Here is a 26,353-nt window from a genome sequence, read left to right as displayed (position 1 = left end):
ATTTTTATGCATGCCTAAAGGAGAGTTAGCGATATTTGACGAAGGGGACTTTGAAGGATCAATAGACTATCAGTCCTTTACAAAATCAACTAAGCTAAGTCATATAAATAAAGAAGCGAGTTTCTCTATAGACCTAACGTATAAACCTATTAAATTTTATCTTATAATTCAAGCTAAACGAGAAAAAACATATCTGCCTAGATGGAGACTTTGGTTTGATAACTTTTCTTTAACTAAAGAGTTTAAGCCAAATCTTGAAACTGAGGTAAACGATATTCAAGTTATCTCAACTATAGTCTATGATATAACTCCTATCACTAAAGAGGGGAAACATCAAATAGCAGTTTACCATCCCTCTATTCAAACACTTGAATTACTAAATTTAAGTCTAATTTCGTTCTACAAAATTGAAGGTTTTAGTACTAAGTATAAATTAAGTGCAGGTTCGCTAATATTAAATCGAAACGATTCGATTTCTTTTCAATTAATGAAAAAGTCATATTTTGTGATAAGAAATGAGAGCAGGGAAGGAATTGTAAAAATAAGTGACACAGACGGTAAAACGATATATACAGTGTTACCTAGCTCTGATAGTGATGAGATAGAAATTGAAAACAACGACGTAGTAACAACAACGCTCCAATCAAATAATGAAAAAGATTATGGAGTTATTTTAGCTTCATACAACTTACTTGAAAAAGCTCCTAACATAAATTTTAGCGTCGATAGTAAGGTAAATAATAATATAATTTACTTATATCTAAAAAACGAGAGCGAAATAAGCTTAGATAAACTAATAGTAAATGTTATGATAAATGGTGTTCCGGCTCATTTTAAAACATTTACCAATATAGGAGTTGAGTCTGCTATAGATCTAAAATTACCAGTATCCATACCACAAAATAAGAAAGCTCAAATAATCAACATAAGAGTAGTTGGGATAAAAGGAGGTTATAGAAAGATAATAGATAAGCAGATTACTCTTTAAAGAATAGGGTTTAGGTTTCATAGGATTTTACGATATTTCATATCAATCCTTAACCCTTGGTCTTCGCCAAAGTCACGGGTAGACCTATATAACATAATAAGTTAATGCAAACTTTACGGTCTAAAAATTGATAACAACGGCAAACTCCCTAATAAAAACGCGATTATTCCTGCAATTGCTGAGATTTTTAAATATGTTCTAGCTTTAGAAGCTCCTTCTATTGTCTCTTTTTGAATTACGGAAAGAATAGTAAAAGGAATAAAGCAAGCTATTAAAATTACAATATAAATTAAATTGAAACCTATAAAGAATGGTAAAGGTGAAATTACCAATAGGAGTATAAGTAGAATTTTAGCTATTCTCCATGATTTATTTATCCCCAAGGTTGTGGCTAATGTCTTCACATTATTAAGTAAATCCCCATTATAGTCTTCAATACCTTTGACTATCTCTCTTATTAATGTGAGAAAGAATGAATAAAATGTGGGAATTATTATTCTTAAAAGCCAATTATCAGAGAAAAAAGCTACTCCACCATAGAATATTGAAAGAGCAGTAGTTGTCGCTACTAATAAATTACCATAAAAACCGGTTTTCTTCAGATCTTTAGCATAATACACCAGGCCAATAGTGGTTAATATTGCTATTACTGTCGCGTAAATATTTAGTAGAATAGAAAGAGCTATACCTATTACAAATAGGGCTATTGATAATGTTTTAGCTTTATTGACTGATATTTGACCAGATGGGATAGGTCTATATGGTTTATTTATTTTGTCTATTTCTACATCATATACATCATTTATAACATATCCTCCAGCTGCAATAAGGCCAACAACAAGTGCAGATATCAAAATCTCTTTAAGTTCAAGATACCATTGAGAGGAAACTAAAAAGCCCATAATCGCTCCTAACGCTGCCCCTATAACATTATGGATCCTAACAAGTTGCATATAAGATTTTAAACTCACGATAACGTTAAATGAATACTAAACTAATATATCTTATGTCTGTAAATCAGAAGGAAATTGAGATTGCAATAGAATATTTTAAAAATTATATTTCTGTGGGTGAGATAGCAGCTACGATGGATCTTAAAGCTAGAGGGATTTCCAATCCTCAAGCTGTAATATCTAAGCTAATAGAAATGGGAATAATAGAAAAAGGAGAAGGATGTTATAATCTAGTGAGGAAACCTACGAATAAGAAGTGAATGCAAATCAAATTCTTCGGAAACATTTAGCGTTTTATCGTTATATAACTTAAATAAAACTGGAAGAGTCTTCCAAGTGAATTCCAGAAATCTAGTAATGTAATACTGCCTTCTTATCTCTTTAGCTAAAATCTTATACTTTGAATAATACTCATTGAATTTCCCACTACGGATTCCATTTACTAGGGGATGCAACAAGCTTGCGATACCAAATATGCCTCCACCAGTAAACGTTTTTATAAGCCCAGTAGAATCACCAAACTTTAACGTTTTTATGTTAGAAATAGGTGAGACACGTGGAATTGCTCCTCCATGGATATCTAAAATCCTTTTATTAATTTTAGGCAGGAACAACCTCGGATCACTATATGAGATCGCTCCTACTAGAGTACCATAGGGTAGTGGAACTATCCAGCTAAATCCTCCAACGTTTTTAGAATGGATATAAACAACAATGTTCTCCTCGTTTATCGGTTCCACTAAATACTCTATTGCCTTAATCCACTTAGCATTACCTTTCCAACCACCTGCATCTACTACTATTCCCTCATATTTTTCATTCCCAGATATTACAGTATTACCATTAATTATTACGTCCCTTGGTCTTCTTGTCTTTACTTCCTCATCAAGCCATATTTCTAACTTTTCCCTATTCAGCCTGATAACATCTGTATTTACATAAAGTTTATATTTATTATCATACTTTATTTCAATAACTTTAAATTCTCTATCTATGAATTGCCTACTAACGCCAAGGTCTAAAAACGTTTTACGGCTTATTACACCAGTGCACTTCTTACCCGGAAAACGCCTTCTATCAAAAACTATTGGATCAGAATCACGAATATTGTATGCTAATAATAGTCCAGCTAATCCCCCGCCTACTATTAGAACTCTGATGATCTATCAGCCTCATTTATAGTATATTTCTTAGCCCCCAATTTTTCCACTATGTAATTAAATGCTTTCAAGGGACTAGTATGTTGACCACAAGAATACACATCAACCGTTGCGAATCTATACTCCGGCCACGTGTGTATAGTTATATGACTTTCAAGAATAATCGCTACTACACTTACTCCTTCTCCAATTTTCCATGACTTTATATCAAGAATGTTCATATTGCCCACATCAGCAGCCTCTTTTACTATTTGCTCTAGTCTTTTAGTATCTTTTAAAACATCTTCGTCACACTCATATAAGCTTCCATATACTTGCTTTCCTACTACTTTAGGAAAAGCTAGCTCTACCCCCATCATCAACCCCCCACTTAAACCCCTCTACTCTATCATTTATAAATTTATTTCCTCATGATCACGGTTAAAAGTAAGTTTTTAATGCTAATTGATAAATACTAATGTATATGATGAGCAGTGGCAATTAGAAGACTTGTCTTAGACGTTCTGAAGCCCATTAGGGGAACATCGATAGTTGAGTTAGCAGAGAGAATCTCAAAATTAGATGGCGTAGAAGGTGTAAATATAAGTGTCACTGATATGGACGTTGAAACAATGGGATTAATGATAATAATTGAAGGTACTAGTCTCAATTTTGATGATATAAGAAAAATGCTAGAAGAAGAAGGATGTGCAATCCATAGTATTGACGAAGTAGTAAGTGGAAATAGAATAATTGAGGGAAAGATAAAGAATGATTTGTGATAATTGTAAAACACGAGAAGCGGTAATTCTACAACCACATACTGGAAGAAAATTATGTAAAGAATGCTTTATAGAAGACGTTAGGAAAAGAGTCGAAATAGAGGCTCGAAAGCAAGGGATAGTGAATTCCAATAAAATACTTTTAGCGGTCTCAGGAGGAAAGGATAGCTTAGTATTAGCAGATACCTTGTCTCAATTTATAAACCCATCTAAACTAATAGCATTCAATATAAATGAGGGCATAAAAGGATATAATAGAAGTGAATACGTGAAGAGGCTTGAGGAATATCTAAAGGATCTAGGAATTGAATTAATAAAAAGCGGGTTTAAAGAAGAAGTTGGTTTTTCTCTAGACGAGATGCTACAAGCTTCATTAAAGAAGAACCTTAATGTATCCGCTTGTACCTTTTGTGGAGGATTTAGAAGGAAGTTAATTAATGAAGCCGGAATTAAAGTAAACGCAGATTACGTGGCAACTGGTCATAATTTAGACGATGAAGTGCAAACTATAGTCATAAATTTGATAAGAGGTGACTTGTTGAGACTAATAAGGTTAGGAGATAAGCCATTAATGGTAAGTAGTAAGTTTGTAATGAGAGTTAAACCATTAAGGAAAATTTACGAATGGGAGACAACGATCTATGCTCATCTTAAAGGCTTTGAGTTTCAAGAAACCGAATGCCCATATATTTCTGAAAAACCAACTCTAAGGGCTAAGGTCAGAGAACTATTGTACAAACTAGAGGAAAGAAAACCTGGGACATTGCTGAGAATTCTAGAACAGTTTGATGAGATTTCAGACAAACTCAAAAGAGAGTATAGACTCACTAACGAATTACCTAATTGTGTAATTTGTGGAGAGCCCACTACACCAGGGAGAATGATATGTAAGAATTGTGAATTACTAATTAGATCTGGGTTAATGCCTCAAGAATATCAGAAATACTTACCTATATCGTAAATTCTCTCCTTTACGTTTTTCCTCTTATTTGCTACTATAGCCATTGAGAATAATAAAGAAGATAATCTATTCAGATAAACAATTATCCATTTATTGAAATTCAGTTCCTTAGAATAAGCTACTGCATCTCTTTCAACTCTTCTAGCAACACTTCTTGCTACGTGTAAATATGAAGCCTCCTCGGAACCGCCTGGTATTACAAATAACCTTACAGGACCACTTTCTTTTCTATACTCAACTGTTCTACTCTCTAACCACTTTACTGCCTCCTCATTTATTCTACCCTTATCCTGAATAATTTCCTCTCCTAATATAAATAACTCAGTTTGAACACGCATAAGATCGTTTTGCATATCTTCCCATTCAATCTTTGTTAAGGCTAATCCTATGAAGGAATTAAGCTCATCTATATCTCCCAATAAGTTTACTAGCGGAGAATCTTTTCCTACTCTCTTAGATATTACATTGGTATTTCCATCGTCTCCAGTTCTGGTGAACATCTAGTTAATATTTAAAAAAGACCTAGCTATATCATTTTTGGTGAAGTAAAATAAGCTCACAGTATAGGGACTTTATTGACTTTTTGAATAACATTGCTCATAAGTGGCAGATTAAATGGGAGGAAGCAAAAGTTTACGAATCTAACCCAGATCCTAATAAACCTAAATTTTTCACTACAGTTGCATTTCCTTATCCTAATAGCCCTTGGCATATAGGACATGGAAGAACTTACGTCACTGGAGATATTTTAGCTAGATATAAACGAATGAGAGGATATAATGTATTATTTCCCATGGCGTTTCACTATACCGGAACGCCCATAATGGCTATGGCTGACGCAATTGCAAAAGGTGATAAGGAGCTCATAGAAACTTTTAAGGAAATTTACGAAATATCACCAGACGTAATCCCTAGGATGTCTGATCCACTATTCATGGCGAACTATTTTAAAGAGGATATAAAGACTTCAATGAGAGAAATAGGGTTAGGAATAGACTGGAGAAGGGAATTTACAACAATTGATCCTGAATTTTCATCATTTGTGACATGGCAATTTCATAAATTACAGAGCAAGGGATATATAGTAAAAGATACTCATCCCGTAGGATGGTGTCCAGTTCATCATATACCAGTTGGTATGCACGACACTAAAGGAGATGTGGAACCAGAAATAGGAGAATTTGTATTAATATATTTCAATTCAGAAAAGGGTATATTTCCCGCTGCTACGCTAAGACCAGAAACGGTATTTGGTGCTACAGGATTATGGATAAATCCTAATGAGATGTATGTAATTGCTAACATACTTGGCAAAAAAATGATATTGAGCGAGAAATCTGCCACTAAATTATCTTTTCAAATAGATAATATAGAAATAGAGGATAAGATTAAAGGGTCAAAACTAGTTGGCATTAAAGTAGAAAACCCAATAACCGGTAAGTATATAGGCGTATTGGGAGCAGATTTCGTTGATGCTAGTTTAGGTACGGGCGTTGTCATGAGTGTTCCAGCTCATGCTCCTTTTGATTACTACTATTCTAAGAAGATACTTAAAAACAATAATATTGAGATAATACCAGTAATTACAGTAGAAGGTTTAGGAAATACACTAGCTAAAGATGTTGTTGAGAAGAACAATCCAAAGAATGACGAAGATCTAAAGAAATTGACAGAATATGTGTATAGGACAGAGTATAATAAGGGTGCGTTGAGAGCTGATCTTGAAAACTTGATTAAGGAAGAATATAGAAATGAATTAAAGAATTTGAGTGGGGTTCCAGTTCCCGAGGGAAGGGAGCTAATAACTAACTTCTTAATTTCTAAAGGTTTAGGTAGAAAAATATTCGAAATTATGAATAAACCAGTGTATTGTAGGTGTGGCACAGAAATTGTAGTTAAGATACTTAAAGACCAATGGTTCCTAGATTATTCAAACAAAGAATGGAAGGAACTTGCGAGAAAATGCCTAACTAAAATGCAGATAGTCCCTGAGGAAACCAGAAAGGATTTTGAATTCACTATTGAATGGTTAGAGAAAAGAGCTTGTGCAAGAACTAGAGGGTTAGGTACCCCACTACCATGGGATAAAAAATGGATAATAGAAAGTTTAAGTGATTCAACAATCTATATGGCATATTACACTATATCTCACAAAATAAAACAATATAAAATATCACCCTCGAAGTTAACTCAAGAGTTTTGGGACTACGTAATGTTAGGCATAGGTAATTTAGAAGAGGTAAGTAAAAACACTGGAATACCCTCCAATATCATAAAGGAATTGAGAGAAGAATTCTTGTATTGGTATCCTTTAGATATTAGGCATAGTGGAAAGGACTTAATTCCTAACCATTTAACTTTCTTTATCTTTAATCACGCCGCAATATTTCAAGAGAACTTATGGCCAAAAGCGATTGCTGTAAATGGTTTAGTGTTATATGAAGGAAAGAAAATGAGTAAATCTCTTAGAAATATTATACCGTTAAGAAAAGGTCTAAAAATGTATGGAGTTGACGTGATGCGTATTGCTGTGTCATCTACAGCTGATATGGGATCAGATGTGAATTTCTCCGAATCTTTAGTTAAAACCGTAGGAGAAACCTTAAGAAAAATGTACGAACTCTTCAAGAGCTTAGATAATTATAGTGAAAATATCTTAGGATTCCCAGAGAAATGGTTATTATCAAGAATCTATGAGATTGCGGCTAATACAACAAAGCATATGGAAACGTTAGAGCTGAGAGATGCAGTTAATGAATTACTATTTGTCTTTTCTTCAGATTTGGACGAATATTTCAGTATGGTAAACGCTGAAGGAAGGAAGGCAAACAATAAAGTCTTACGGGATGTCTTAACAATATGGCTTAAGCTCATTACACCTTTTGCTCCCCACTTAGCTGAGGAAATATGGCACGAAATCTTAAACCAGACCACATTTATAGTAAATGAAAAATGGCCAGAAGTTGAAGGTTCGAAGATAGACGAACTAACGCTATTGAAACATGAGTATATGAAAAGAATTATTGAAGATATAAGGTCTATCTTAAATGTCTTTAAGGGAACTCCAAAGCTCATTAAAATTTACGCTCTAAATGACTCTAGGTATATAGAATTACTTAGAGATGCAATAGAGGCAAATGGGCAAATGAAAAAGTTTATGGATACTCATAAACCTAAAAGTAAAGAAGATGCTAGAATTTTACAAAAGATATTCAATGAATCCTTAGAAATTGACGATAAAATGAAGAAATTAATTACAAACTATAGTATTAATGAGGTAGAGGTACTTAGTGAGTTATCAAAATATATTGGAAGAAAGCTAAATGTTGAAATTCGAGTAGAGCCTTATAATGAGGAAGTCAAAAAGACGTATAATAAAGAAGCCATGCCCCTAAGACCTGCTATAATAATTGAGTAAGGATAACTTTTCGATCTTTAACTTCTATTATACCCAGTTCTTTTAGAAATGATAATTCAACTCTAACGTTATCTCTGTTTGTTTCATATTTTTTCGAAAGTATATTAACTAAGTCTCTAATCTCAACTTCTCCTCCATATTCTTTTAAAAAGTTAATAATAGCCTCGTGTATAGGTCTTAATTTCCTATCGATGACTTCTCCATTAATTATACTAAAGATAAATATATTTCCAGTATTATCTTGAGTCTTATATAGATTTGTTGAAATCTTATCTATCCTTAAAATTTCATCAAAATACTTATTTATTTTTACAAAACTTGTTACCAGATTATATCTCATTGGTAAGTTAGAGGGATCCTCAGCCTCAAAGACGATTACATATGAGCTTTCGTTGCATTGCTGTTCTAATTCTATCCCAGATAATTTTAAGAATTTATCGTAATTAATAATACATATACTAATTCTATCTTTGATTAATCTTTGTGCAATATTGTAAATTAGAGCGATTTTTACATTTATATGATATGAGTGCAAAAGTACCTTTCTCGTTCTCAGTGACACTAGATAGTCTAGCAAATTCACGATAAGAGTTTCATTAAAGCTTATTTATTTATTTTACTTTGCTTATCTAGGGTTTTGTATTGCACCAACCAAGTTAGTTAGAAATAAGATAAAATCTTGGCTATTAGATGCAAGTGAATACGATTTTACAGACATTAAAGAGGGTATAAGATTACATCTTAATGAATCGCCATTTGAACCTCCACAATTTATTGTGGACGCAGTAAAGATGTACCTAAGTAAGGGAAATAGATATCAACACCCAGAGCTCTTAAACAGATACAGAGAATTAGCAGCCGAATATTCAAAGGTGGAACCAGAGAATATTTATCCTTCTGTTGGCGCAGATGGGTCAATTAGGGCAATATTTTACAATCTTGTAGAGCCCGGCGATACAATAGTAACAAATTATCCGTCTTACAGCATGTATTCTGTCTACTCATCGGTAAGAGGAACAAAGGTAATTAAAGTAAATCTTAAAGAAGATAGCGAATGGTGGAAAGAAAACATTGATGATCTGCTAGTTCAAGCAGAAAAAGCCGAGTTAGTAATAATTGATGATCCTAATAATCCCACCGGTTCTCCAATGCTTAATGGAAAAAGGGAACTAATAGGTCAATTAGCGGAGAATACAAAGGGTTTTGTTGTGATTGACGAGGCCTACTACGAATTTGGAGGGTATACAGCTTCTCCTTATATTTACGATTATCCTAACGTTTTAGTAGTTAGGACTTTGAGTAAAGCATTTTCATTAGCTTCCTATAGATTAGGCTATATGATCGCCAATGAGGAAATAGTAAAGAGCCTCATGAAGTCATCAACACCTTTTGATATACCTTTACCTTCACTTATTGCGGGAATTACGGCATTAGAAAATTCGTCATATATAAAGGATGTGATAAACACAATCAGCAGGAATAGGGAAATACTATATCAAGGACTCAAGAATCTAAATCTGAAAGTTTATAAATCGATAACAAATTTCCTTTTGATAAAAGATAATAGGAACTTGCAAGAAATGCTTATGAGACACGGTATTGCAATAAGGAAGTTATATGATAACTTTTATAGAATAACAGTAGGTACTGAAGAACAGTGTAGAATGGTTATAGATAAACTTGGTGAGGAACTTGAAAATAGCAATTCCAAATAAGGGAAGACTTCAACAACCTACATTACAATTTTTACAATTAGTAGGCATAAAGCCATTGGCTAGTGATGATAGAGCGTTGATAGTACCCACAAGTTGGGAGGGAGTCCAATTAGTCATGATCAGAACTGAGGACATACCTAATATTGTGGAAACTGGTGCGACAGAATTAGGAATTACTGGTCATGATTATGTTATAGAAAGTAATGCAGATGTTGAGGAGTTAATCAAACTAGACTTTGGAAGATCAAAAATAGTTCTAGCAGTCCCTCAAACCTGGAGCGAAAATTCTGTAGAAGAATTGAAAGGAAAGGAATTTAGAGTAGCTACTAAATACTATAATATAGCAAAAGAATACGTAAGAAAAAAAGAACTAAACGCTAAAATAGTAAAAATAAGTGGAGCTGCTGAGGTAATGCCATCATTGGGTGCTGCCGATGCAATAATTGATGTCATGAGTACTGGTACTACTCTAAAACTGCATGGGTTAAAAGCAGTGGACGTTATAATGGACTCCTATGCAGTAGTTATAGGAAATAAAAACTGGATAAAAAACGATGAGGCTGACAAGATTAATTTGCTTCTAACAATGATGAAGGGAGCAATCGCAGCTAAAGGTAAGAAAATGATATTCATGAATGTCCCTGATAATAGGCTAGATAAGGTAATAGATTCCTTACCTGCAATGTTAGCCCCAGCAATAACTAGGCTAAGCAGATCAGACATGTGGGAAGTAATTACAGTAGCAGATGAGGACATATTACCAGAAGTTATAGCCAAAGTAAAAGCCGCTGGAGCTAGGGATATCGTTGTTATTGACATAGAGAAAGTGGTGAAGTAAGTGGATAGTATAATTCCAAGTATTGATATAAGTCTTGGAAAAGCAGTAAAAAGAATTAGAGGGGTTAAGGGAACTGGTCTAGTTTTAGGTAACCCAGTAGAATTGGCAAGCAGAATCTACAATGAAGGATATACAAGAATACACGTAGTTGATTTAGATGCTGCAGAAGGAGTTGGCAATAATGAAATGTACATTAAGGAGATTTGTAAAATAGGATTTGATTGGATCCAGGTAGGTGGGGGTATAAGAGATACTGAAAAGGCTAAAAGACTAGCTTCACTAGATGTTAATGCGTTAATTTTCTCTACAATAGTATTTACTAATTTTAGCCTATTCATGGATATTGTAAGAGAAATTGGAAGTAATAGAGTAATGGTATCCATAGATTATGATGATACGAAGAGAGTTCTTATAAGAGGATGGAGAGAGAAATCAATAGAAATTACAGATGGAATTAAGAAAGTAAATGAATTTGAATTACTAGGAATCATACTAACCTATATCACTAATGAGGGTACAACGAAAGGAATTGATCACAACGTAAAGGATTATGTAAAACTGATACGAGGAGTAAAGGAATATGCTGGGGGTGTTTCAAGCTATGAAGATATTGTGTACTTAAAAAACGTGGGGTTTGACTATATAATAGTTGGAATGGCTTTTTACCTAAACAAAATAAGGGGGATTAACATTGGCTAGAAGTGCAAATATTACTAGAGAAACAAAGGAGACCAAAATAGAGGTATTCTTAGATATAGATAGAAGAGGCGAAATTAAGGTATCTACCCCAGTTCCATTCTTTAACCACATGCTTATAACATTACTAACTTACATGAACTCCACTGCAATAGTATCTGCTACTGATAAGCTACCTTATGATGATCATCATATTGTGGAAGATGTCGCAATAACACTTGGATTAGCGATTAAGGAAGCATTAGGTGATAAGAGAGGTATTAAAAGATTCTCTCATCAAATTATACCAATGGATGATGCATTGGTTTTAGTTTCACTAGATATTTCGAATAGAGGAATGGCTTTTGTAAACCTTGATTTGAAGAGAAGTGAAATTGGTGGGTTAGCTACGGAAAATGTTCCACATTTCTTTCAATCCTTTGCTTACAATAGTGGAGTTACTTTACATGTTTCTCAATTGAGTGGGTATAATACGCATCATATTATAGAGGCTAGTTTTAAGGCATTAGGATTAGCACTATATGAGGCAACGAGAATAGTAGATAATGAAATAAGAAGCACTAAGGGGATCATATGACGACGAAGAGAATAATAGCTTGCTTAGATGTAAAGGATGGTAATGTAGTTAAAGGAGTGAATTTCATTAATCTTCAATTGAAGGGAGATCCAGTTACCCTAGCTAGTCTATATGAGGAAGAAGGCGCTGACGAAATAGTCTTCTTAGATATAACTGCAACGATAGAAGCTAGAAGAGCATTATATAATGTCATTAAGGATACTGCAAGTGTATTGTCCATTCCTCTAACAGTCGGTGGCGGTATTAGAACACTTGATGACGTGTCAATGGCGTTAAGTTCTGGAGCAGATAAGGTTAGTATAAATACTGCAGCAGTTGAAAATAGTCAAATAGTGAAAAAATCTGCAGACGAGTTTGGTTCACAAGCCGTAGTAGTAGCCATAGATGCCAAAAAGGTAAATGGAGATTGGGTAGTTTTCACAAAATCTGGAACTTACAATACCGGGCTTAATGCTATAAAGTGGGCTAAAAAAGTGGAAGAACTTGGTGCGGGTGAAATACTTCTAACTAGCATTGACAGAGACGGTACCAGACTTGGCTATGACTTAGAGTTAACTAAGAAAATAGTCGACTCTGTTAATATACCTGTGATAGCCAGTGGAGGAGCTGGCAAAATGGAACATTTTTATGAGGTTTTTTCCCTCGCAAACGCCGATGCGGCGTTAGCTGCTGGTATATTTCATGATAGAATAATTAAAATAAAAGACTTGAAGTTGTATTTAAGCCAGAAAGGCATTGAGGTGAGAATATGATCTCCTATAGTTTACCAAATGAGAGACCTAACGATTTTAGCAGAGTAATTCCAGTAGTTAAAGATATTATTGAATCTGTTAGAGCAAGGGGAGACAAAGCATTGTATGAACTAACTGAGAAATTGGATAAGGTAAAGATAGATAACATCAAGGCAAGTGAAGAGGAATTAAAAACACAAGCTTCTAAGTTAGACTCTAAAGTTAAGCAAGCTATAGATATGGCTTATGATCAATTAAAAGCATTTCATGAAATGCTTGTTCCTCCTAATATTGGAGGGGGTTATCGAGGAATATCATTTGGAGTAGTTTGGAAAAGTATAGAAAGGATTGGAATATATGTTCCTTCAGGTAAATACTCTTATCCATCAACCTTACTAATGGCCGGAATACCGGCAAAAGTAGCTAAGGTGAAGGAAATTTACGTAGCCTCTCCTCCTACTCAAGAAGGAACAGTAAATCCAGCTTTAGCTTATGTTGCAATTAAGCTAGGAGTAAATGAGGTTTATAAAGTAGGTGGTGCACAAGCAATAGCTGCTTTAGCTTATGGTACTGAGAGCGTAAAGAAAGTTTATAAAATCGTGGGGCCTGGTAATGTTTATGTTCAAGCTGCAAAATTCCTTGTGAGTAACGTTGTTGGGATTGATGGTATTGAGGGTCCAACTGAATTAGTTATAATAGCAGATGAGACCGCGAAACCCGATTACATAGCATTAGATATGAAGGCACAGGCTGAGCATGGTCCCGATACATATATAGTACTTTTATCTAGTGATGAAGAACTTTTAAGGAAGGTTGAAGAGAAAATAAAGGATGATAAAAAAGTTTATTATATAATAAAAACTAAAAATCTAGATGAGGCTATAGAAATTGTAAACAAAATAGCCCCAGAACATCTATCCTTATATGTTAAAGACGCATATGCCTTAATGGATAAAGTAGTAAATGCGGGTGCAATAAGCTTAGGAAACACACCTCCAGCAATAATAGATTATGTAGCAGGTCCAAATCACATTTTACCTACCAATGGTTGGGCTAGAGTTAGGGGAGGAATTACTGTTTACGATTTTATAAAACCAACAATGTACGCTAGCATTCGTGATATAAATAAACAGCTACTTGAGGCATCTATTTCTTTAGCAAACTATGAAGGATTCGTAATTCATGGTAAAAGTATAGGTGCACGGTATGAGTAATGAAATAATAGACGAATTATATAAAATTATACTCGATAGAATAGAAAAGAGGCCAAATGGTAGTTATACTGTTGAAATTGTAAATAAGGGAAAGGCATATGTAGCGAGGAAAGTTGGTGAGGAATCTGTAGAAACAATAGTAGCATCTCTGGCAGAGAATAAAGAGAGATTTATAAGTGAGGTTGCAGATTTGATTTATCATTTATTAGTGTTAATGGCATTAGAAGGCGTAACACCAGAGGATATTTATAGAGAGTTAGAGAGGAGGAGAAAATGAAAGCATTAGTAATCAATTATGGAGTAGGAAATCTATACAGTATCTCATCTGCTCTAAAGAGAGTAGGATTTGAAGTAACCATAGATAATAAACCGAGAAAGGATTACGATCTAATCGTATTCCCTGGTGTTGGTGCATTTTCCGCTGTAGCCGAGTTTATCCTACAATATAAGGACCTTTTTAATGACCTAAGAAAGAGTGGAACTAGTTTTTTAGGAGTTTGTCTAGGCATGCAGATAATGTTTGAAAAGGGAACTGAGGGAAAAGAGAGTAATGGACTAGGATGGTTTAAAGGTATAGTGGATAAGATAAATGCTAATGTGAAGCTTCCTCATATAGGTTGGGATTTAGTATTTGAAGTAAAAGACTCTTGTGAATTAACCCATGGATTAGATAAGAAATATGTCTACTACGTGCATAGTTATGTAGCATATCCTACTAGTAAAGATTACGTTTATATGAAAAGTCAATATGGGATAGAATATCCTGCACTAGTGTGCGATAAAAATGTTGTAGGTACTCAATTTCACCCAGAGAAGAGTTCAAGTACTGGTAAGATATTTCTAGAGAATCTTAAGGGGTGGATTAAACGTTAAAATTGAATGAAGAGGAAGCACAGAAGATCACCTCCTTATTGAATTTTAGACACGAGGAAAATACAGTAATTGCAGTAATCCAGGATTATAAGAGTAAGGAAATACTAATGGTAGGAAATATGAATAGGGAAGCGTTATTCAAAACATTAACTACTGGCTATCTCCATTTTTGGTCTTTAAGCAGGAAGAAATTATGGCTAAAGGGGGAAACTAGTGGAAATTTCCAAATTATTGAAGAATTTAAAGTAGATTGCGATGCAGATGCTGTACTTTTTAAAGTAACATCATTAGGACCTATTTGTCATACTGGTAACTATACTTGCTTTTACAGAAGCTATGATGAACTCGTTAATAGTAAGAGTTAAAATTTACTTTAACAGAGTTAAAGAATATGAGTTCACAACAACAAAAAGTAGACAAGGAAGAATGGAAGAAAAAAATAATGGAAGCATTAAAAGATGTTTATGATCCGGAAATTCCAGTTGATATAGTAAATTTAGGACTTATTTATGACTTGAAAATAAATGACGAAGGAGATGTTTATCTTAGATTAGGATTAACAGCGCCTGGATGTCCAGTTATTGATGACTTAGTATACACTGTAGAGCAAGTGATAAAAGAAAGTGTACCAGCTAAGAGTGTGGAAGTTGATATAGATTTAGACACACAATGGACTCCATTGAAAATGACAGCAGAGGGAAGAGAGAAATTTAAACAATTATATGGTTACGATATAGTTGAGATGTGGGTACAGACTTATGGTCTACCCGCTGATGAACAGAAGTCATAAAATTGCTTAATAATTATGTTATTCAATGTCTTGGAGTATCCTAGAGTTTTTGCGAAAAAATCCGGAGGAGCTAAAAAACAATTTGAAAAGACGAGCTATAGATGTTTCTTTAGTAGACAAAGCGGTAGAATTGGATAAAAAGTGGAGACAAGTATTACAAGAGGTTGAAAAACTAAGGCATCAGCACAATGTTTTAAGTTCGCAGATTTCTAAGCTCTCTGGAGAAGAAAGAAAGAAGAAAATTGAGGAAAGTAAAAATTTATTGAAAATTTTGGAGGCTAAGGAAAAGGAATTGGAGGAAATAGAGAATGAAAGGGATAGATTATTATCGTCTCTACCAAACCTTGTAGCTGATGATGTCCCAAATGGTCCAGATGATAGTTACAATGTTCCTATTAAGTTTTGGGGAAAGTTCAAAGTGTATGAGGGAGATGTCGAAGAATTTCTAAAGCAGACCAAAGAGGCTAATGTAAACTATGAAGTAATTAAGTGGAAACCTAAAGGACATGCAGAGATGCTAGAGGATGTATTACATTTAGGAAATACGCTCAAAGCCGCTGAGATTGCAGGTTCTAGATTTTACTATTTATTTAATGACATAGTTTGGCTGGACTTTGCTCTCCTACTTTTCGCAATAGATTATATTACTCAACAAGGGTATACTTTAGTTCTCCCTCCTTATATGTTAAGGGGAGAAGTTATACAATCAGTGATCGACCTAGATACATTTAAGGATGCTATATATAAGATAGAAAACGAGGATTTATATCTAATTGCAACTGCAGAACATTCAATAGCTGCAATGTTCTTTAAAGAGGAAATTGAGAAAGATAAATTGCCCTTAAAATTTGTTGGAATTAGCCCCGCTTTTAGAAAAGAAGCTGGTGCTGCAAACAAGGATTTAAAGGGAATTTTTAGAGTTCATCAGTTTCACAAGGTTGAACAATTCATATTTTCGACTCCGGAAGATAGTTGGAAGTATCATGCTGAACTAATATCAAATGCCGAAAATATATTTCAACAACTTGAATTGCCATATAGAATTGTAAACATAGCATCAGGCGATTTAGGTGCGTGCGCTGCAAAGAAATTTGATTTAGAAGTATGGATGCCAGCTCAAGCCAAATTTAGGGAAATGGTAAGTTGTAGTAATTGTACTGATTGGCAAGCTTTCAGAATGAAGATAAGATATGTAGATAGGAAGAATAATAAGAAGGGTTACGTACATACATTAAATAGTACTGCAATAGCTAGTACAAGAACCATAACAGCAATTTTAGAGAATTATCAAAGAGAAGATGGAGTAGTAGAGATACCTAAGGTATTAAGAAAATATCTTGAAGTATTTCCGAAAGCTCCTAAAGATTACATATATCCTCTAAAAAATAAGATAATTTAATTATGCCTTAAGTTGGCTCTCTAGCCATTTTTCTACTTCTCTCATTTTCTTCTTTGCGAATCTTAGGAATAGCTTTAATGCGAATCTTATCGGCATATATACTGGTCCTTTCATGTAGAAGGAATTTATGATGTCCTCAGCCCAATATACATCATGCCAGAATACTTTCCTATATAGCTCTATATGCGCCTCACTTAACTTTACTCTAGTGAACCAATCTCTATTCTTGAAAAAGCCCATTGGTACGAAGAACATAGGAACTAATATACTTCTATATGGTCTTAAATTATCTACTAATTCAATTGTTTTGTACACATCATCTTCAGTTTCTTCCGGTAAACCTACTATCATTGTTCCCGCTGGAATTATCTTGTTCTCGTGCATTATCTTAAATGCCTCTTCTACGATTTCTGGATATTCTTCCGGCTTATATGGTGCAGATTTTGCTGGCATTATCTCTTTGGCTAATCTAACTGAACCAGTTTCTATTCCTACCTCAACGCCTAGATACCTTTGCTCATCATCAAATATTATCTCACTTAGTTTGCTAATCAAACCATACTTCTCTTCAGAATATCTTATTGCAGCTAAACTTGCATGACTCCATGCTATTGTCTTATAATATTTCTTAACTAGTGTATGGAGCTTTATTAATGGTTCTGGTCTAGGATATATTCCTACTGCGCCATAAAATAAAACGTCATCGCTATGTACAACGCCATGTCTAACTCCTGCTCTAACATTTGTTTGTAATTCCTTTTCGATCTTTTCTAATGGATAATATCTAGTAGGTCTTATAGTAACTGAGCAGAATCTGCAAGATCTAGCACATCCTCTCATTATCTCTATCATACCATTAACGCTCGCCCCTTTGATCTCTGAAATATCATCTATGTCTGGTACATCATCACCACTAACGTAAACGTATTTTGGTAAGGGTTCATTATCTAATATCATTTGTGCTAATTTAACAACAACCTTTTCTCCTTCACCATCTACTAACGTGTCTACACCAACTTTCTCTATCATATCTTCTCTCCATAACCATTGCCATGTTGAAGGACCGCCTACTAATATCTTCATTCCTTTCTTCTTAGCCTCTTGGATTTCCGGTTTGCTTATTAGAGCTTGAAAGCTCTTGTAATTTATTGGTTCCTTTTTAGTTATACCCCACCATGTTGAAGATGGTGGACCGAAAGCAAAGTAATCATGATGTGAAAACATTAAGGCTTTAGCGTATTTTAAATGTCTATCTAGATAATCTGGATCTATTATTGCTGCCTTAAATCCTTCATCTATTAATTTAGCCTCAACTTTTCTCATCCCATATGGAGCTTGTTCTGGTCTTCCTAAATCATCAACTTTCATTTTAGGGCAAGCTAACCATTTCCATACAGATTCAGGTACTCCTACAGCAGGACCAGTACCTAAAAATCCTAAAAATTCCTTTCCATGATGGTTAGTCATTAGACATCTATCTGTTGTTAATATGAAATCAAATTTCTGCTCCAAAAAATTCACCTACTTACTTTCTCTCTTCTAATCGTATATAAAAACCCTTTTTATAAAAGTTGTACTACTTTTCTAAAATTCTTCTTTAAATCTTCTGTTATATTGTTTCTATCTAAGTATTTTGCATCATCAGTTTTTGGTGTCCATTTTTCTCCATTAGGTAAGCTAACCCCTTTTACTGACGTAAAAATGTATATTAATTCTCCTTTCTCATTTTTTGCTTCTTCTACAAGAATTTCATTAGCACCAATCTTAGCCTTATACTTAGCCGTTACTCCAGTTACCTTCATACCCTAAAAACTACTACATATAATTATAAAAGATTTCCTACTATTACTCTAATCCTCTCTACTTTCTTCTTCTTCATTTCCCTCGAATTCCTCTCTTAGCAACTCTAATCCTATTTCCTTATAATACTCTTCCCTCTCATGCTCTAGTTCTTCACTTAGGTTTCTTCCCTCTTTATCACTGACTATTGACGTTGTTAATACCTTACTACTTCTGTCTTTACTCTCCTTTACACTATATTCTTTCTTCTCTTTTTCACTTAACGTCATCTCATAACCACACTTACTGCACTTTAGGATCTCTTTCCCATCTTTCTTTGATGGGATCATTAATCCTCCGCACTTAGGACAGAACTTCATAAGTGAAAATAAAGTGATGGAATAGTATAAAAACTTTTGCATTAAAATATTCGGATTCTTGGATCTTCTTTAACAACATTTAAAACTATACTTGTGTACGTTCTTTCAATCTTAGGATTTTTAAGCAACTGTTTTAAGAAACTATCTAACTCCTCAACACTTCTAAATTTAGCTATTATTACAACATCATATTCCCCTACTACATCGTAAACGGCTATAACGTTATCAGCGTTTGCTATCTCTTTTTCGAATTCGACAAGATGTTTTCCGTCAACTTTCGCCATAATTATACTAGTAAGAGCAAAACCCAATTTAGAATAGTCTAGCAAAGCTATAAAGCTCTTTATCATTCCTTCTTGAACCATTCTAGTCATTCTGTTATGAAGCGTAGCTGGAGATACATTCATCTCTTCCGCAAGTCTTCTTAAACTTGTTCTTGCATCCCTAGTGAGTTCTATTAATAATCTCCTATCTATTGCGTCTAAATCTACTGTACGTTTTTTACTATCTGACATGCTAATAAACATATAGGGATTGTGTTAAAAAATTTTCATCTTAAACAGAATTCTTCATATCAACTTTATTTGTGATATGCCATCTATTATAAGCTGAACACCAAATGCTGCTATTATAATTGCCATAAATCTACCTACTGCTACTGTTCCTGTATTACCTAATATTCTAATTATGATAGGACCCAATAGTAAAGATAGATAAACTAGAAATGAAGCCAGTAAACTACCTAGGATTAAAATTATTAAATTATTACTTACCGATAAGGTGATTAATCCAGTCATTGTCCCCGGACCTACGATAAGGGGCGTAGCAATAGGCGTGATTATGGCTTCCTCTATCCTGCTTGATAAAAACTTCAATTGCTGGAACCCTCCAAGAGTATCCACGCCTAAATAAACCAATATTATACCTCCTCCTATCTCTAACGCAGAAACACTTATTCCTAAGAAAGCTAAAAGAGGTCCACCAAGTATGGAGAAAAATAAAAGCAATACAGTAACTGCTATGGATAATTTGTTTACCAAAAATCTCCAGCTTATCTTATTTTGTGAATTACGATTGAATTCTTCATATAACGCGATAAGATAAGGAAGAATTGATAGTGGATCCATAATTGCATATAGTTTAAAGGCTATTTCTGGGATTGAAACTACTTCACTCATTCTAGTAAATTAAGAACTTCTTTAAGATTTTTAATCTTCTCATCGTTATCCTTTGTGGTTAACGCTATTAGTAGCTTACCGAGAACAAGATATATTTTTGAAATTTCTTTTTTACAGTTATCATTGGACCTATTTAATTCCTCTACCTTGCTCTGGAGACTTTGAACATTTAAATATATCTCGCCAAGTAATTCCTCAATACTATGTTCATGCTCGTGATGATGAGATCCTTCTATTTCCCTTTGTATTTCCTCAATATCTTGTTCATTTTTAGGTATTTTATCAATCCTAAATTTACTCATCCTTTCCTTCCTCCTCTACTTGTGTATCAACATTCGCTATATTGCTCATATCAGTCTCCGTTATAATATAATTTCCTACACCTAACCTAATATAATGCTTAAGCACTGTAGAGATCTTACCTGCAGCTCTTAGTGGTATACACTCCGTTTCCACTTCCTCTTTGGTATCAGTAATTCCTACTACTTTAGCCATTTTCTTTTCCTCATCACAATACTCTACTTTAACCTCTTTTAATCTCCCTAGGAATACTAACGTTTCTAAATCTCGTCCTTTCATTACCGGCCTAACCATTTTATTTTCTCACTGAAATACCTATAATATCTTCAAATTTTAAACCCTTTTCAAATAAATAGGATTGCAAACCTTTCCGAATTTCCTCAATAACGCTAAATCCTTTCTCAATTAATACAGTGCCTAAACCTACTAATTTAGCGCCAACCGCTAACATTCCAATGACGTCAGTCCACTCATATACACCTCCAACTCCTATAATGTCAACTCCGTATTCTTCATAAACATCTCTTATTATCCTAAGAGCAATAGGGTAAAGACACCTACCAGAAACACCACCAGTACCGTAATAGAGGATTGGTTTAAAAGTCTCTACATCAACAATTAATCCCTTTATAGTATTTATAAGAGTTAATCCGTCCGCACCTTTTTCTAAAGCCTTTCCCGCAAGCTCAACAACGTTATCCCAAGGACCCAATTTAACAAATACCGGTAATTTGGTCACACTTTTAACATTTTCAATTATATCACCAATTAGTGTAGATAACGATTCTCCATAACCTTTTCTGTTAGGACTACTCACGTTTATTTCTATTATCTTCGCCTTATTCTCAACAACTTTCACTACTTCCTTTATTTCATTTATAGAAGAACCACCAACACTAACTATAAGGGGACATAAAACATTAATTTGATTTATTGCCTTGGCACCGGGATTTCCTAAACCTATAGCGTTCATATAGATACCATCGTGAAGTTTTATGACCGTAGGAGGCTTATGAGGTTCTAAAGGATTAAGTGTTACTGTCTTCGTGGTAATTGCAGATGGCTTATATTTCTCACAAACTGCATTTACATAATTTGGCACATCTGGTATAATTCCAGAAGCTATTATTAAAGGATCGTTAAATTGAATATTTTTTACCATAATCATTTATTATCACTAAATGGATTTATTCCCTTCACTGGAAATACATCTCCCTCTAAATTACTTACCTTTCCTTGAACGATAGTCATGTAAACTGAAGCTTTTAGCGGAAATCCATCTAGAGGAGTCTCAATAACCTTAGAGTATTTACTTGAATACCTCCAATCGTTAAATTGAATTACGGTAAAATTGGCATAATTATTTTCTTTAATCTCGCCATAGGGAATCTTCAATATTCTTGCTGGATTTGTAGAAATGAGTTCGACAGCCCTATCAATGCTAATTATACCTTTACTGACCAACGTTAAGATAAAAGGAACTGTAAATGAAACAGCAGCTATACCAGGTGGACATATCTCGTAAGGTTGCGTTTTTTCGAAACTTGCATGAGGAGCGTGATCGCTTACAATTGTATCTACTTCAGTTATAGCTTGTAATAACCAAAGCCTCTCATTTAAATCTCTTATAGGTGGGTTAACCTTGGTCAAACAATCCTTCTCTCCATTAACTAATAGATGATGTGGTGTCATATCTACAGTAAAACCAAACTCCTTAGCCAATCTTACAGTGCGTATATTAGTCGCATGAGTTATGTGAACATTTTGATAGCCCTTTACATAATATAATGCTCCTATCTCGTACCATGTATTGAACCTCAGTTTTCTATTACCCTTTAATGCTAACGGAACCTCTGGGTGAAGGATTTTCAGTTTTATAGATTTTAAAACCTCAAATGTTTCTTCTTTTTCTAGATCTTCGGGAAATACTTTATAACCAGCAATAGGCAATTTATTAACTTTCTCAAATTCCTTAGTCACGCCAGAATAGACGAAGTAATCAACTCTAGAGTAATATTCGAACTCTTTTAACTTAGTAGTTATCGTCTCTACAGTGTTTACAAATGGTATAGTATTTGGCATATCTCCTATTAATGTAACCCCACCGTAAGAAGCTTCACTAGTACCCGATACCACATCTTCTTTATAAGACAATTTTAGTCCTCTTATGTGAGTGTGAAGATCAATTGCCCCAGGTAATATTAGTGTACCTTGTGGTAAAGCAATATCTGGTTTACAAGACGATTTGATTTCCTTTATTCTCCTATCAAAATTTATACAAACTTCCTTAATTTCCTTATTTAAATACGCTTTTCCTTTAATCCACAAGATCATCCAACCTCATGAAAGGACCATCTATACAAGTTAATTTACCTTTGACTTCACATACACCACAAACTCCTAGATTACAATTCATTTTAACCCATCTATTATAGACTAAGGTTTTCTCTCTAGGTACCTTTAATTCATGTAAGAGTTGTAATGGCACTGAAACTAAAATAAGATCAACATCCTCAATGTTTCTAGGTTCATCATAATTTAATTTACAATCTATGCACTTTGCAAAGATTTTTATCTTATTCTGATAAGCGAACTTTAAAGGATATAACAAGTCATGATAAAGTTTGCCATAGGCAATACCAACAATAGTTCTTACATTAGCGAAGTCTAAGGGCTTACCTAAAGGACCCTTTAAGATTACTCTCTTGCCTATCTCGTTAGCTAACTTTTCTGACTCGACATAAAGTTTAAGTTCATTATTATCTTCATCATAGTCTCCAATACCTAATGGTATTTCAGCCTTGCTAGGCAATACTATACTCACGTATTGGCCCGCTTTTGGTTTAACATTAAAATTGGCTATTTTTATTTCATATAAATTATCTATAACTTTCTTTTCAATAACTTCATAATATATCATAATATCTGCCTTATGACATCGTCTTCAGTAATATATATCTCGCAGTAATCACACTTTAGCTTAAGAGGTTTAATTGACACTGTTGTAAATTTGCTTTCCGCTTCGACATCATTATTTGTTATGCACTGTGGATTAGGGCATTTTATTAATCCTCTAATCTGCTTTGGAACCTCTAAGTGTCTTTTCTCTGTCACCACGTAATCTCTTATAATATTTATAGTAGCAGATGGAGCTATTAGTGTTATTAGACTAGCTTCTTTCTCGTCAATTACTCTGTCCTCAATCTTCACTATATCTTTTCTTCCTATCTTTTTACTTTCAACATTCATAACTAATGCCACTCTATAGCCCTCACTTCCTCTTATCCCTAGAATTCTCAATACTGCCAATGCTCTACCAGCTGGAATATGATCGATTACTGTACCATTCCTTATTTTACTTACGATTAATTCATCCCTTTTTGAAGAGCTAATCATCTTTCCTCTCACCCAAAACTTCATAAAATAGTGCCATTCTAACCGGTACAGCTAATGACGCTTGATAGAAATACTTAGCATTTGCAGTTTTATCAACTCTCCTATCTATTTCGGTAACCCTAGGTAATGGATGTAATATAATTCCATCTTTCTTCATCATACTAACTAACCTGAGATCAACCACATAACTCTCCTTAACTTTCTCGTATTCTACTTCATCGACAAATCTTTCTTTTTGAATCCTAGTCACATATAACACATCAATATCTTGTATTACATCATAGGGATTTTCAGTTTCTATAACCGGATAGTTTAACCCATCTAATATTTCTCTTCGTACCTTTAACTGAGAGGGAGAAATTAGAAATACCTTCTTTGGTTTAAATCTAGTTAATGCTCTTAGCAAACTATTAACAGTCCTTGCATATTTCAGATCTCCAAGTAATGCAAAAGTCCTTCCATCTATCTCGCCAAATACCTTATAAATCGTATATAAGTCTATAAGTGCTTGTGTGGGATGCTCGTGTTTTCCATCTCCGGCATTGATTATAGGTATATCACTTATCTCACTCGCGAATAATGCTGAACCATCAAACTTATGTCTCATTACAATACAGTCTGAGTAGTTGTTTAACATTCTAATAGTATCAGCTAAATTTTCACCCTTCGCTATTGAAGTAGATTCCTCAGATTCAAATCCTATTACATCTGCACCTAATTTTATTGCTGCAGTATGAAAGCTTTGAGCAGTTCTAGTACTTGGCTCAAAGAAAGCTAATGAAATAACTTTCCCTGATAGATAATTTAGTTTTTTTACGTTAGAGAACTTATCTGCAAGTTCGAATATTCGGAAATAGTCATCTCTAGTTAAGTCTAGGGACGAAATTACGTGTCTTGATCTCACAAAGCCCTTATAACTGATTATAATAGAAGTATATTTAAATTCTTTTTCATAGACTCTCTACGTATGAATTTCGCAGAAGTCTTACTCGAAAGGAAATTATTATTAATAGGAAGTTTCGTTTTAACGTCAGGTAAGGTTAGTCCATATTACTTAGATTTGAGACCTTTACCAAATTATCCAGAATTTTACGATATAGTAAATCTAGCTATAAAGAAAGTAAAAGATATACCTCATGATATAATAGTAGGAATAGCTACTGGAGGAGTTCCCTTATCTTCTTTCATAGCCTGTAACCTAAGAGAGCCTATGGGATATATTAGAGTAGAGAAGAAAGGTCATGGAACCAATCGGACATTAGAACTAGATGTGAAAGGAAAGAGAGTATTATTAGTGGATGACGTTGCAACAACTGGATTATCCCTAGAAAAAGCAACATTGGAAATTCTTAATGGAGGAGGTAAAGTTTCAGACGCATTGGTGATTATAGATAGACAAGAAGGTGCCTCACAAAGGTTAGAAAAGTTGGGAGTCAAATTGCATTCTTTATTTAAAATTTCAGAAATTCTAGATGAATTATTGAAGAGTGACAAGCTTAAGGATAATGAAAAGAAATCGGTTTTAGATTATTTGGTGAAGAATGTTGAAAAGTAAAATAATATTAGCAATGGATAAGCCTCTCTCATATCAGACCCTTAAAGAAATGGAAAATGAAATATATGGGATAAAAGTTGGGTTACCATTGGTTTTAGATCTAGGAGTACATAAAACTAGAGAGCTCCTAAATGATTTGAACGTGGAGGAAATTATTGTTGATTTTAAGCTTGCAGATATCGGATACATAATGAAAAGTATAGTTGAAAAGTTGTCTTTCGCTAACTCATTTATAGCACATTCTTTTGTAGGCGTTAAAGGAGCTCTAGATGAATTAAAAAAATATCTTGATACAAACTCCAAAAATTTGTACCTAGTTGCCGTAATGTCGCATGAAGGATGGAGTACGTTATTCACAGATTATATTAAAAACGTTATAAGGGAAATAAGTCCCAAAGGAATAGTTGTTGGGGGAACCAAATTGGATTCTATAACGCAGTATAGGAAAGAATTTACAAAAATAACCATAATCTCTCCGGGCATGGGTAGCCAAGGTGGAATTTATGGCGATGCAATATGTGCTGGAGCAGATTATGAAATCATTGGAAGAAGTATTTATAATGCAGATGATCCATTTACAACAATAAAAACTATAAATAAGATTATCGAGGAGAAGGTGATGAATTGTAAAGGAGCAATTTTTAGGGAAAAATGAAATTAGTGAAAAAATAGCCTATCTTTATAAATTAAC

35 protein-coding genes are annotated in these 26,353 nt (G+C 34.0%); 18 read left to right on the top strand and 17 right to left on the bottom strand.

The window, feature by feature from the left end; all coding sequences use genetic code 11:
- The first annotated feature begins 10 nt into the window (after positions 1-10).
- Positions 11-988 (top strand): hypothetical protein, encoded by a 978-nt coding sequence (locus GFS03_RS08815; protein ID WP_153423558.1) that lies wholly within the window; start codon positions 11-13, stop codon positions 986-988.
- A gap of 113 nt (positions 989-1,101) precedes the next feature.
- Here the strand turns inward: GFS03_RS08815 and GFS03_RS08810 are convergent, their stop codons facing one another.
- A complete protein-coding gene (locus GFS03_RS08810) occupies positions 1,102-1,959 on the bottom strand; it encodes a UbiA family prenyltransferase (RefSeq protein ID WP_181443748.1) in 858 nt (285 codons plus the stop codon).
- Positions 1,960-1,970: 11 nt separating this feature from the next.
- On the opposite strand from GFS03_RS08810, the gene GFS03_RS08805 reads away from it, so the two are divergent.
- The gene (locus GFS03_RS08805; protein WP_153423554.1) at positions 1,971-2,201 is read left to right on the top strand and encodes a PolB1-binding protein PBP2 family protein; all 231 of its coding nucleotides are present in this window, start codon (positions 1,971-1,973) and stop codon (positions 2,199-2,201) included.
- Here GFS03_RS08805 and GFS03_RS08800 read toward each other — a convergent pair.
- Together GFS03_RS08800 and speD are read right to left on the bottom strand one after the other, a co-directional pair.
- Positions 2,172-3,089 (bottom strand): NAD(P)/FAD-dependent oxidoreductase, encoded by a 918-nt coding sequence (locus GFS03_RS08800; RefSeq protein WP_153423552.1) that lies wholly within the window; start codon positions 3,087-3,089, stop codon positions 2,172-2,174. The two genes, GFS03_RS08805 and GFS03_RS08800, sit on opposite strands and share 30 nt — an antisense overlap.
- A complete protein-coding gene (gene speD / locus GFS03_RS08795; protein ID WP_181443747.1) occupies positions 3,089-3,460 on the bottom strand; it encodes an adenosylmethionine decarboxylase in 372 nt (123 codons plus the stop codon). Before speD ends, GFS03_RS08800 begins: the two co-directional genes overlap by 1 nt.
- A gap of 114 nt (positions 3,461-3,574) precedes the next feature.
- Between speD and GFS03_RS08790 the strand changes: the two genes are divergently transcribed.
- Both GFS03_RS08790 and GFS03_RS08785 read left to right on the top strand, forming a co-directional pair.
- Positions 3,575-3,862: a DUF211 domain-containing protein gene (locus GFS03_RS08790; protein ID WP_153423550.1), complete on the top strand. Its 288-nt coding sequence runs from the start codon at positions 3,575-3,577 to the stop codon at positions 3,860-3,862.
- Positions 3,852-4,823, top strand: coding sequence for a TIGR00269 family protein (locus GFS03_RS08785; RefSeq protein ID WP_153423548.1), 972 nt, complete (start codon positions 3,852-3,854; stop codon positions 4,821-4,823). Before GFS03_RS08790 ends, GFS03_RS08785 begins: the two co-directional genes overlap by 11 nt.
- Here GFS03_RS08785 and GFS03_RS08780 read toward each other — a convergent pair.
- On the bottom strand, positions 4,799-5,323 hold the full coding sequence (locus GFS03_RS08780; RefSeq protein WP_153423546.1) for a cob(I)yrinic acid a,c-diamide adenosyltransferase: 525 nt from the start codon (positions 5,321-5,323) through the stop codon (positions 4,799-4,801). The genes GFS03_RS08785 and GFS03_RS08780 overlap by 25 nt on opposite strands.
- A gap of 83 nt (positions 5,324-5,406) precedes the next feature.
- Between GFS03_RS08780 and leuS the strand changes: the two genes are divergently transcribed.
- Positions 5,407-8,241, top strand: a complete 2,835-nt coding sequence (gene leuS / locus GFS03_RS08775; RefSeq protein WP_153423544.1) for a leucine--tRNA ligase — start codon at positions 5,407-5,409, stop codon at positions 8,239-8,241.
- On the opposite strand, the gene GFS03_RS08770 is transcribed toward leuS, so the two are convergent.
- Positions 8,225-8,824, bottom strand: a complete 600-nt coding sequence (locus GFS03_RS08770; RefSeq protein WP_153423542.1) for a hypothetical protein — start codon at positions 8,822-8,824, stop codon at positions 8,225-8,227. The genes leuS and GFS03_RS08770 overlap by 17 nt on opposite strands.
- Position 8,825: 1 nt before the next feature.
- Here GFS03_RS08770 and hisC point away from each other — a divergent pair, with 1 nt between their 5' ends.
- The 11 genes from hisC to serS are packed head-to-tail and all read left to right on the top strand — an operon-like array spanning position 8,826 to position 17,074.
- On the top strand, positions 8,826-9,956 hold the full coding sequence (gene hisC, locus GFS03_RS08765; RefSeq protein ID WP_153423540.1) for a histidinol-phosphate transaminase: 1,131 nt from the start codon (positions 8,826-8,828) through the stop codon (positions 9,954-9,956).
- Positions 9,934-10,794, top strand: a complete 861-nt coding sequence (hisG, locus tag GFS03_RS08760; protein WP_153423538.1) for an ATP phosphoribosyltransferase — start codon at positions 9,934-9,936, stop codon at positions 10,792-10,794. The genes hisC and hisG overlap by 23 nt, the downstream gene beginning before the upstream one ends.
- Positions 10,795-11,493: a 1-(5-phosphoribosyl)-5-((5-phosphoribosylamino)methylideneamino)imidazole-4-carboxamide isomerase gene (gene hisA, locus GFS03_RS08755; protein WP_153423536.1), complete on the top strand. Its 699-nt coding sequence runs from the start codon at positions 10,795-10,797 to the stop codon at positions 11,491-11,493.
- Positions 11,486-12,067, top strand: a complete 582-nt coding sequence (gene hisBd / locus GFS03_RS08750; RefSeq protein ID WP_153423535.1) for an imidazoleglycerol-phosphate dehydratase — start codon at positions 11,486-11,488, stop codon at positions 12,065-12,067. The genes hisA and hisBd overlap by 8 nt, the downstream gene beginning before the upstream one ends.
- Positions 12,064-12,819 (top strand): imidazole glycerol phosphate synthase subunit HisF, encoded by a 756-nt coding sequence (hisF, locus tag GFS03_RS08745; RefSeq protein ID WP_153423533.1) that lies wholly within the window; start codon positions 12,064-12,066, stop codon positions 12,817-12,819. Before hisBd ends, hisF begins: the two co-directional genes overlap by 4 nt.
- Positions 12,816-14,012, top strand: coding sequence for a histidinol dehydrogenase (gene hisD, locus GFS03_RS08740; protein WP_153423531.1), 1,197 nt, complete (start codon positions 12,816-12,818; stop codon positions 14,010-14,012). Before hisF ends, hisD begins: the two co-directional genes overlap by 4 nt.
- Complete coding sequence (gene hisE / locus GFS03_RS08735) at positions 14,005-14,289, top strand: phosphoribosyl-ATP diphosphatase (RefSeq protein ID WP_153423529.1); 285 nt, start codon at positions 14,005-14,007, stop codon at positions 14,287-14,289. The genes hisD and hisE overlap by 8 nt, the downstream gene beginning before the upstream one ends.
- Positions 14,286-14,885: an imidazole glycerol phosphate synthase subunit HisH gene (hisH, locus tag GFS03_RS08730; protein WP_153423527.1), complete on the top strand. Its 600-nt coding sequence runs from the start codon at positions 14,286-14,288 to the stop codon at positions 14,883-14,885. Before hisE ends, hisH begins: the two co-directional genes overlap by 4 nt.
- 2 nt (positions 14,886-14,887) lie before the next feature.
- Positions 14,888-15,250, top strand: coding sequence for a phosphoribosyl-AMP cyclohydrolase (gene hisI / locus GFS03_RS08725; RefSeq protein WP_153423526.1), 363 nt, complete (start codon positions 14,888-14,890; stop codon positions 15,248-15,250).
- Positions 15,251-15,276: 26 nt separating this feature from the next.
- Positions 15,277-15,675 carry a metal-sulfur cluster assembly factor gene (locus GFS03_RS08720; RefSeq protein WP_153423524.1) on the top strand — a complete coding sequence of 133 codons (399 nt, stop codon included), beginning with the start codon at positions 15,277-15,279 and terminating at the stop codon, positions 15,673-15,675.
- 25 nt (positions 15,676-15,700) lie between these two features.
- Positions 15,701-17,074 carry a serine--tRNA ligase gene (gene serS / locus GFS03_RS08715; RefSeq protein WP_153423522.1) on the top strand — a complete coding sequence of 458 codons (1,374 nt, stop codon included), beginning with the start codon at positions 15,701-15,703 and terminating at the stop codon, positions 17,072-17,074.
- Here the strand turns inward: serS and GFS03_RS08710 are convergent, their stop codons facing one another.
- Genes GFS03_RS08710 through pyrB form a run of 12 tightly spaced genes read right to left on the bottom strand, consistent with a single transcriptional unit; the run spans position 17,075 to position 25,011 of the window.
- Positions 17,075-18,595, bottom strand: coding sequence for a B12-binding domain-containing radical SAM protein (locus tag GFS03_RS08710; RefSeq protein WP_181443746.1), 1,521 nt, complete (start codon positions 18,593-18,595; stop codon positions 17,075-17,077).
- Between the two features lie 41 nt (positions 18,596-18,636).
- Entirely contained in the window at positions 18,637-18,876 is a 240-nt protein-coding gene (locus GFS03_RS08705; RefSeq protein WP_153423520.1) for a hypothetical protein, read from the bottom strand.
- A gap of 48 nt (positions 18,877-18,924) precedes the next feature.
- Entirely contained in the window at positions 18,925-19,275 is a 351-nt protein-coding gene (locus tag GFS03_RS08700) for an RPA12/RPB9/RPC11 RNA polymerase family protein (protein WP_153423518.1), read from the bottom strand.
- The gene (locus GFS03_RS08695) at positions 19,275-19,760 is read right to left on the bottom strand and encodes an Lrp/AsnC family transcriptional regulator (RefSeq protein WP_181443745.1); all 486 of its coding nucleotides are present in this window, start codon (positions 19,758-19,760) and stop codon (positions 19,275-19,277) included. Before GFS03_RS08695 ends, GFS03_RS08700 begins: the two co-directional genes overlap by 1 nt.
- Before the next feature lie 42 nt (positions 19,761-19,802).
- Positions 19,803-20,411, bottom strand: coding sequence for a MarC family protein (locus GFS03_RS08690; protein ID WP_153423514.1), 609 nt, complete (start codon positions 20,409-20,411; stop codon positions 19,803-19,805).
- Positions 20,408-20,713: a hypothetical protein gene (locus GFS03_RS08685; RefSeq protein WP_153423513.1), complete on the bottom strand. Its 306-nt coding sequence runs from the start codon at positions 20,711-20,713 to the stop codon at positions 20,408-20,410. The genes GFS03_RS08690 and GFS03_RS08685 overlap by 4 nt, the downstream gene beginning before the upstream one ends.
- On the bottom strand, positions 20,706-21,005 hold the full coding sequence (locus tag GFS03_RS08680; protein WP_153423511.1) for a hypothetical protein: 300 nt from the start codon (positions 21,003-21,005) through the stop codon (positions 20,706-20,708). Before GFS03_RS08680 ends, GFS03_RS08685 begins: the two co-directional genes overlap by 8 nt.
- Position 21,006: 1 nt before the next feature.
- Positions 21,007-21,879: a dihydroorotate dehydrogenase PyrD gene (gene pyrD / locus GFS03_RS08675; RefSeq protein WP_153423509.1), complete on the bottom strand. Its 873-nt coding sequence runs from the start codon at positions 21,877-21,879 to the stop codon at positions 21,007-21,009.
- On the bottom strand, positions 21,876-23,045 hold the full coding sequence (gene pyrC / locus GFS03_RS08670; RefSeq protein WP_153423507.1) for a dihydroorotase: 1,170 nt from the start codon (positions 23,043-23,045) through the stop codon (positions 21,876-21,878). The genes pyrD and pyrC overlap by 4 nt, the downstream gene beginning before the upstream one ends.
- Positions 23,029-23,631, bottom strand: coding sequence for a 2-polyprenylphenol hydroxylase (locus GFS03_RS08665; protein WP_153423506.1), 603 nt, complete (start codon positions 23,629-23,631; stop codon positions 23,029-23,031). Before GFS03_RS08665 ends, pyrC begins: the two co-directional genes overlap by 17 nt.
- Positions 23,628-24,107 (bottom strand): aspartate carbamoyltransferase regulatory subunit, encoded by a 480-nt coding sequence (gene pyrI, locus GFS03_RS08660; protein ID WP_153423504.1) that lies wholly within the window; start codon positions 24,105-24,107, stop codon positions 23,628-23,630. Before pyrI ends, GFS03_RS08665 begins: the two co-directional genes overlap by 4 nt.
- Positions 24,100-25,011, bottom strand: coding sequence for an aspartate carbamoyltransferase (gene pyrB / locus GFS03_RS08655; protein WP_153423502.1), 912 nt, complete (start codon positions 25,009-25,011; stop codon positions 24,100-24,102). Before pyrB ends, pyrI begins: the two co-directional genes overlap by 8 nt.
- 63 nt (positions 25,012-25,074) lie before the next feature.
- Between pyrB and pyrE the strand changes: the two genes are divergently transcribed.
- Positions 25,075-25,662: an orotate phosphoribosyltransferase gene (pyrE, locus tag GFS03_RS08650; protein ID WP_153423500.1), complete on the top strand. Its 588-nt coding sequence runs from the start codon at positions 25,075-25,077 to the stop codon at positions 25,660-25,662.
- Positions 25,649-26,317: an orotidine 5'-phosphate decarboxylase / HUMPS family protein gene (locus GFS03_RS08645; protein WP_153423498.1), complete on the top strand. Its 669-nt coding sequence runs from the start codon at positions 25,649-25,651 to the stop codon at positions 26,315-26,317. The genes pyrE and GFS03_RS08645 overlap by 14 nt, the downstream gene beginning before the upstream one ends.
- Positions 26,318-26,353: the final 36 nt, after the last annotated feature.

Origin of the sequence: Sulfolobus sp. E5-1-F (genome assembly GCF_009601705.1) — an archaeon.
Lineage (GTDB): Archaea > Thermoproteota > Thermoprotei_A > Sulfolobales > Sulfolobaceae > Saccharolobus.
This window is presented reverse-complemented; position numbering and strand designations above follow the sequence as displayed.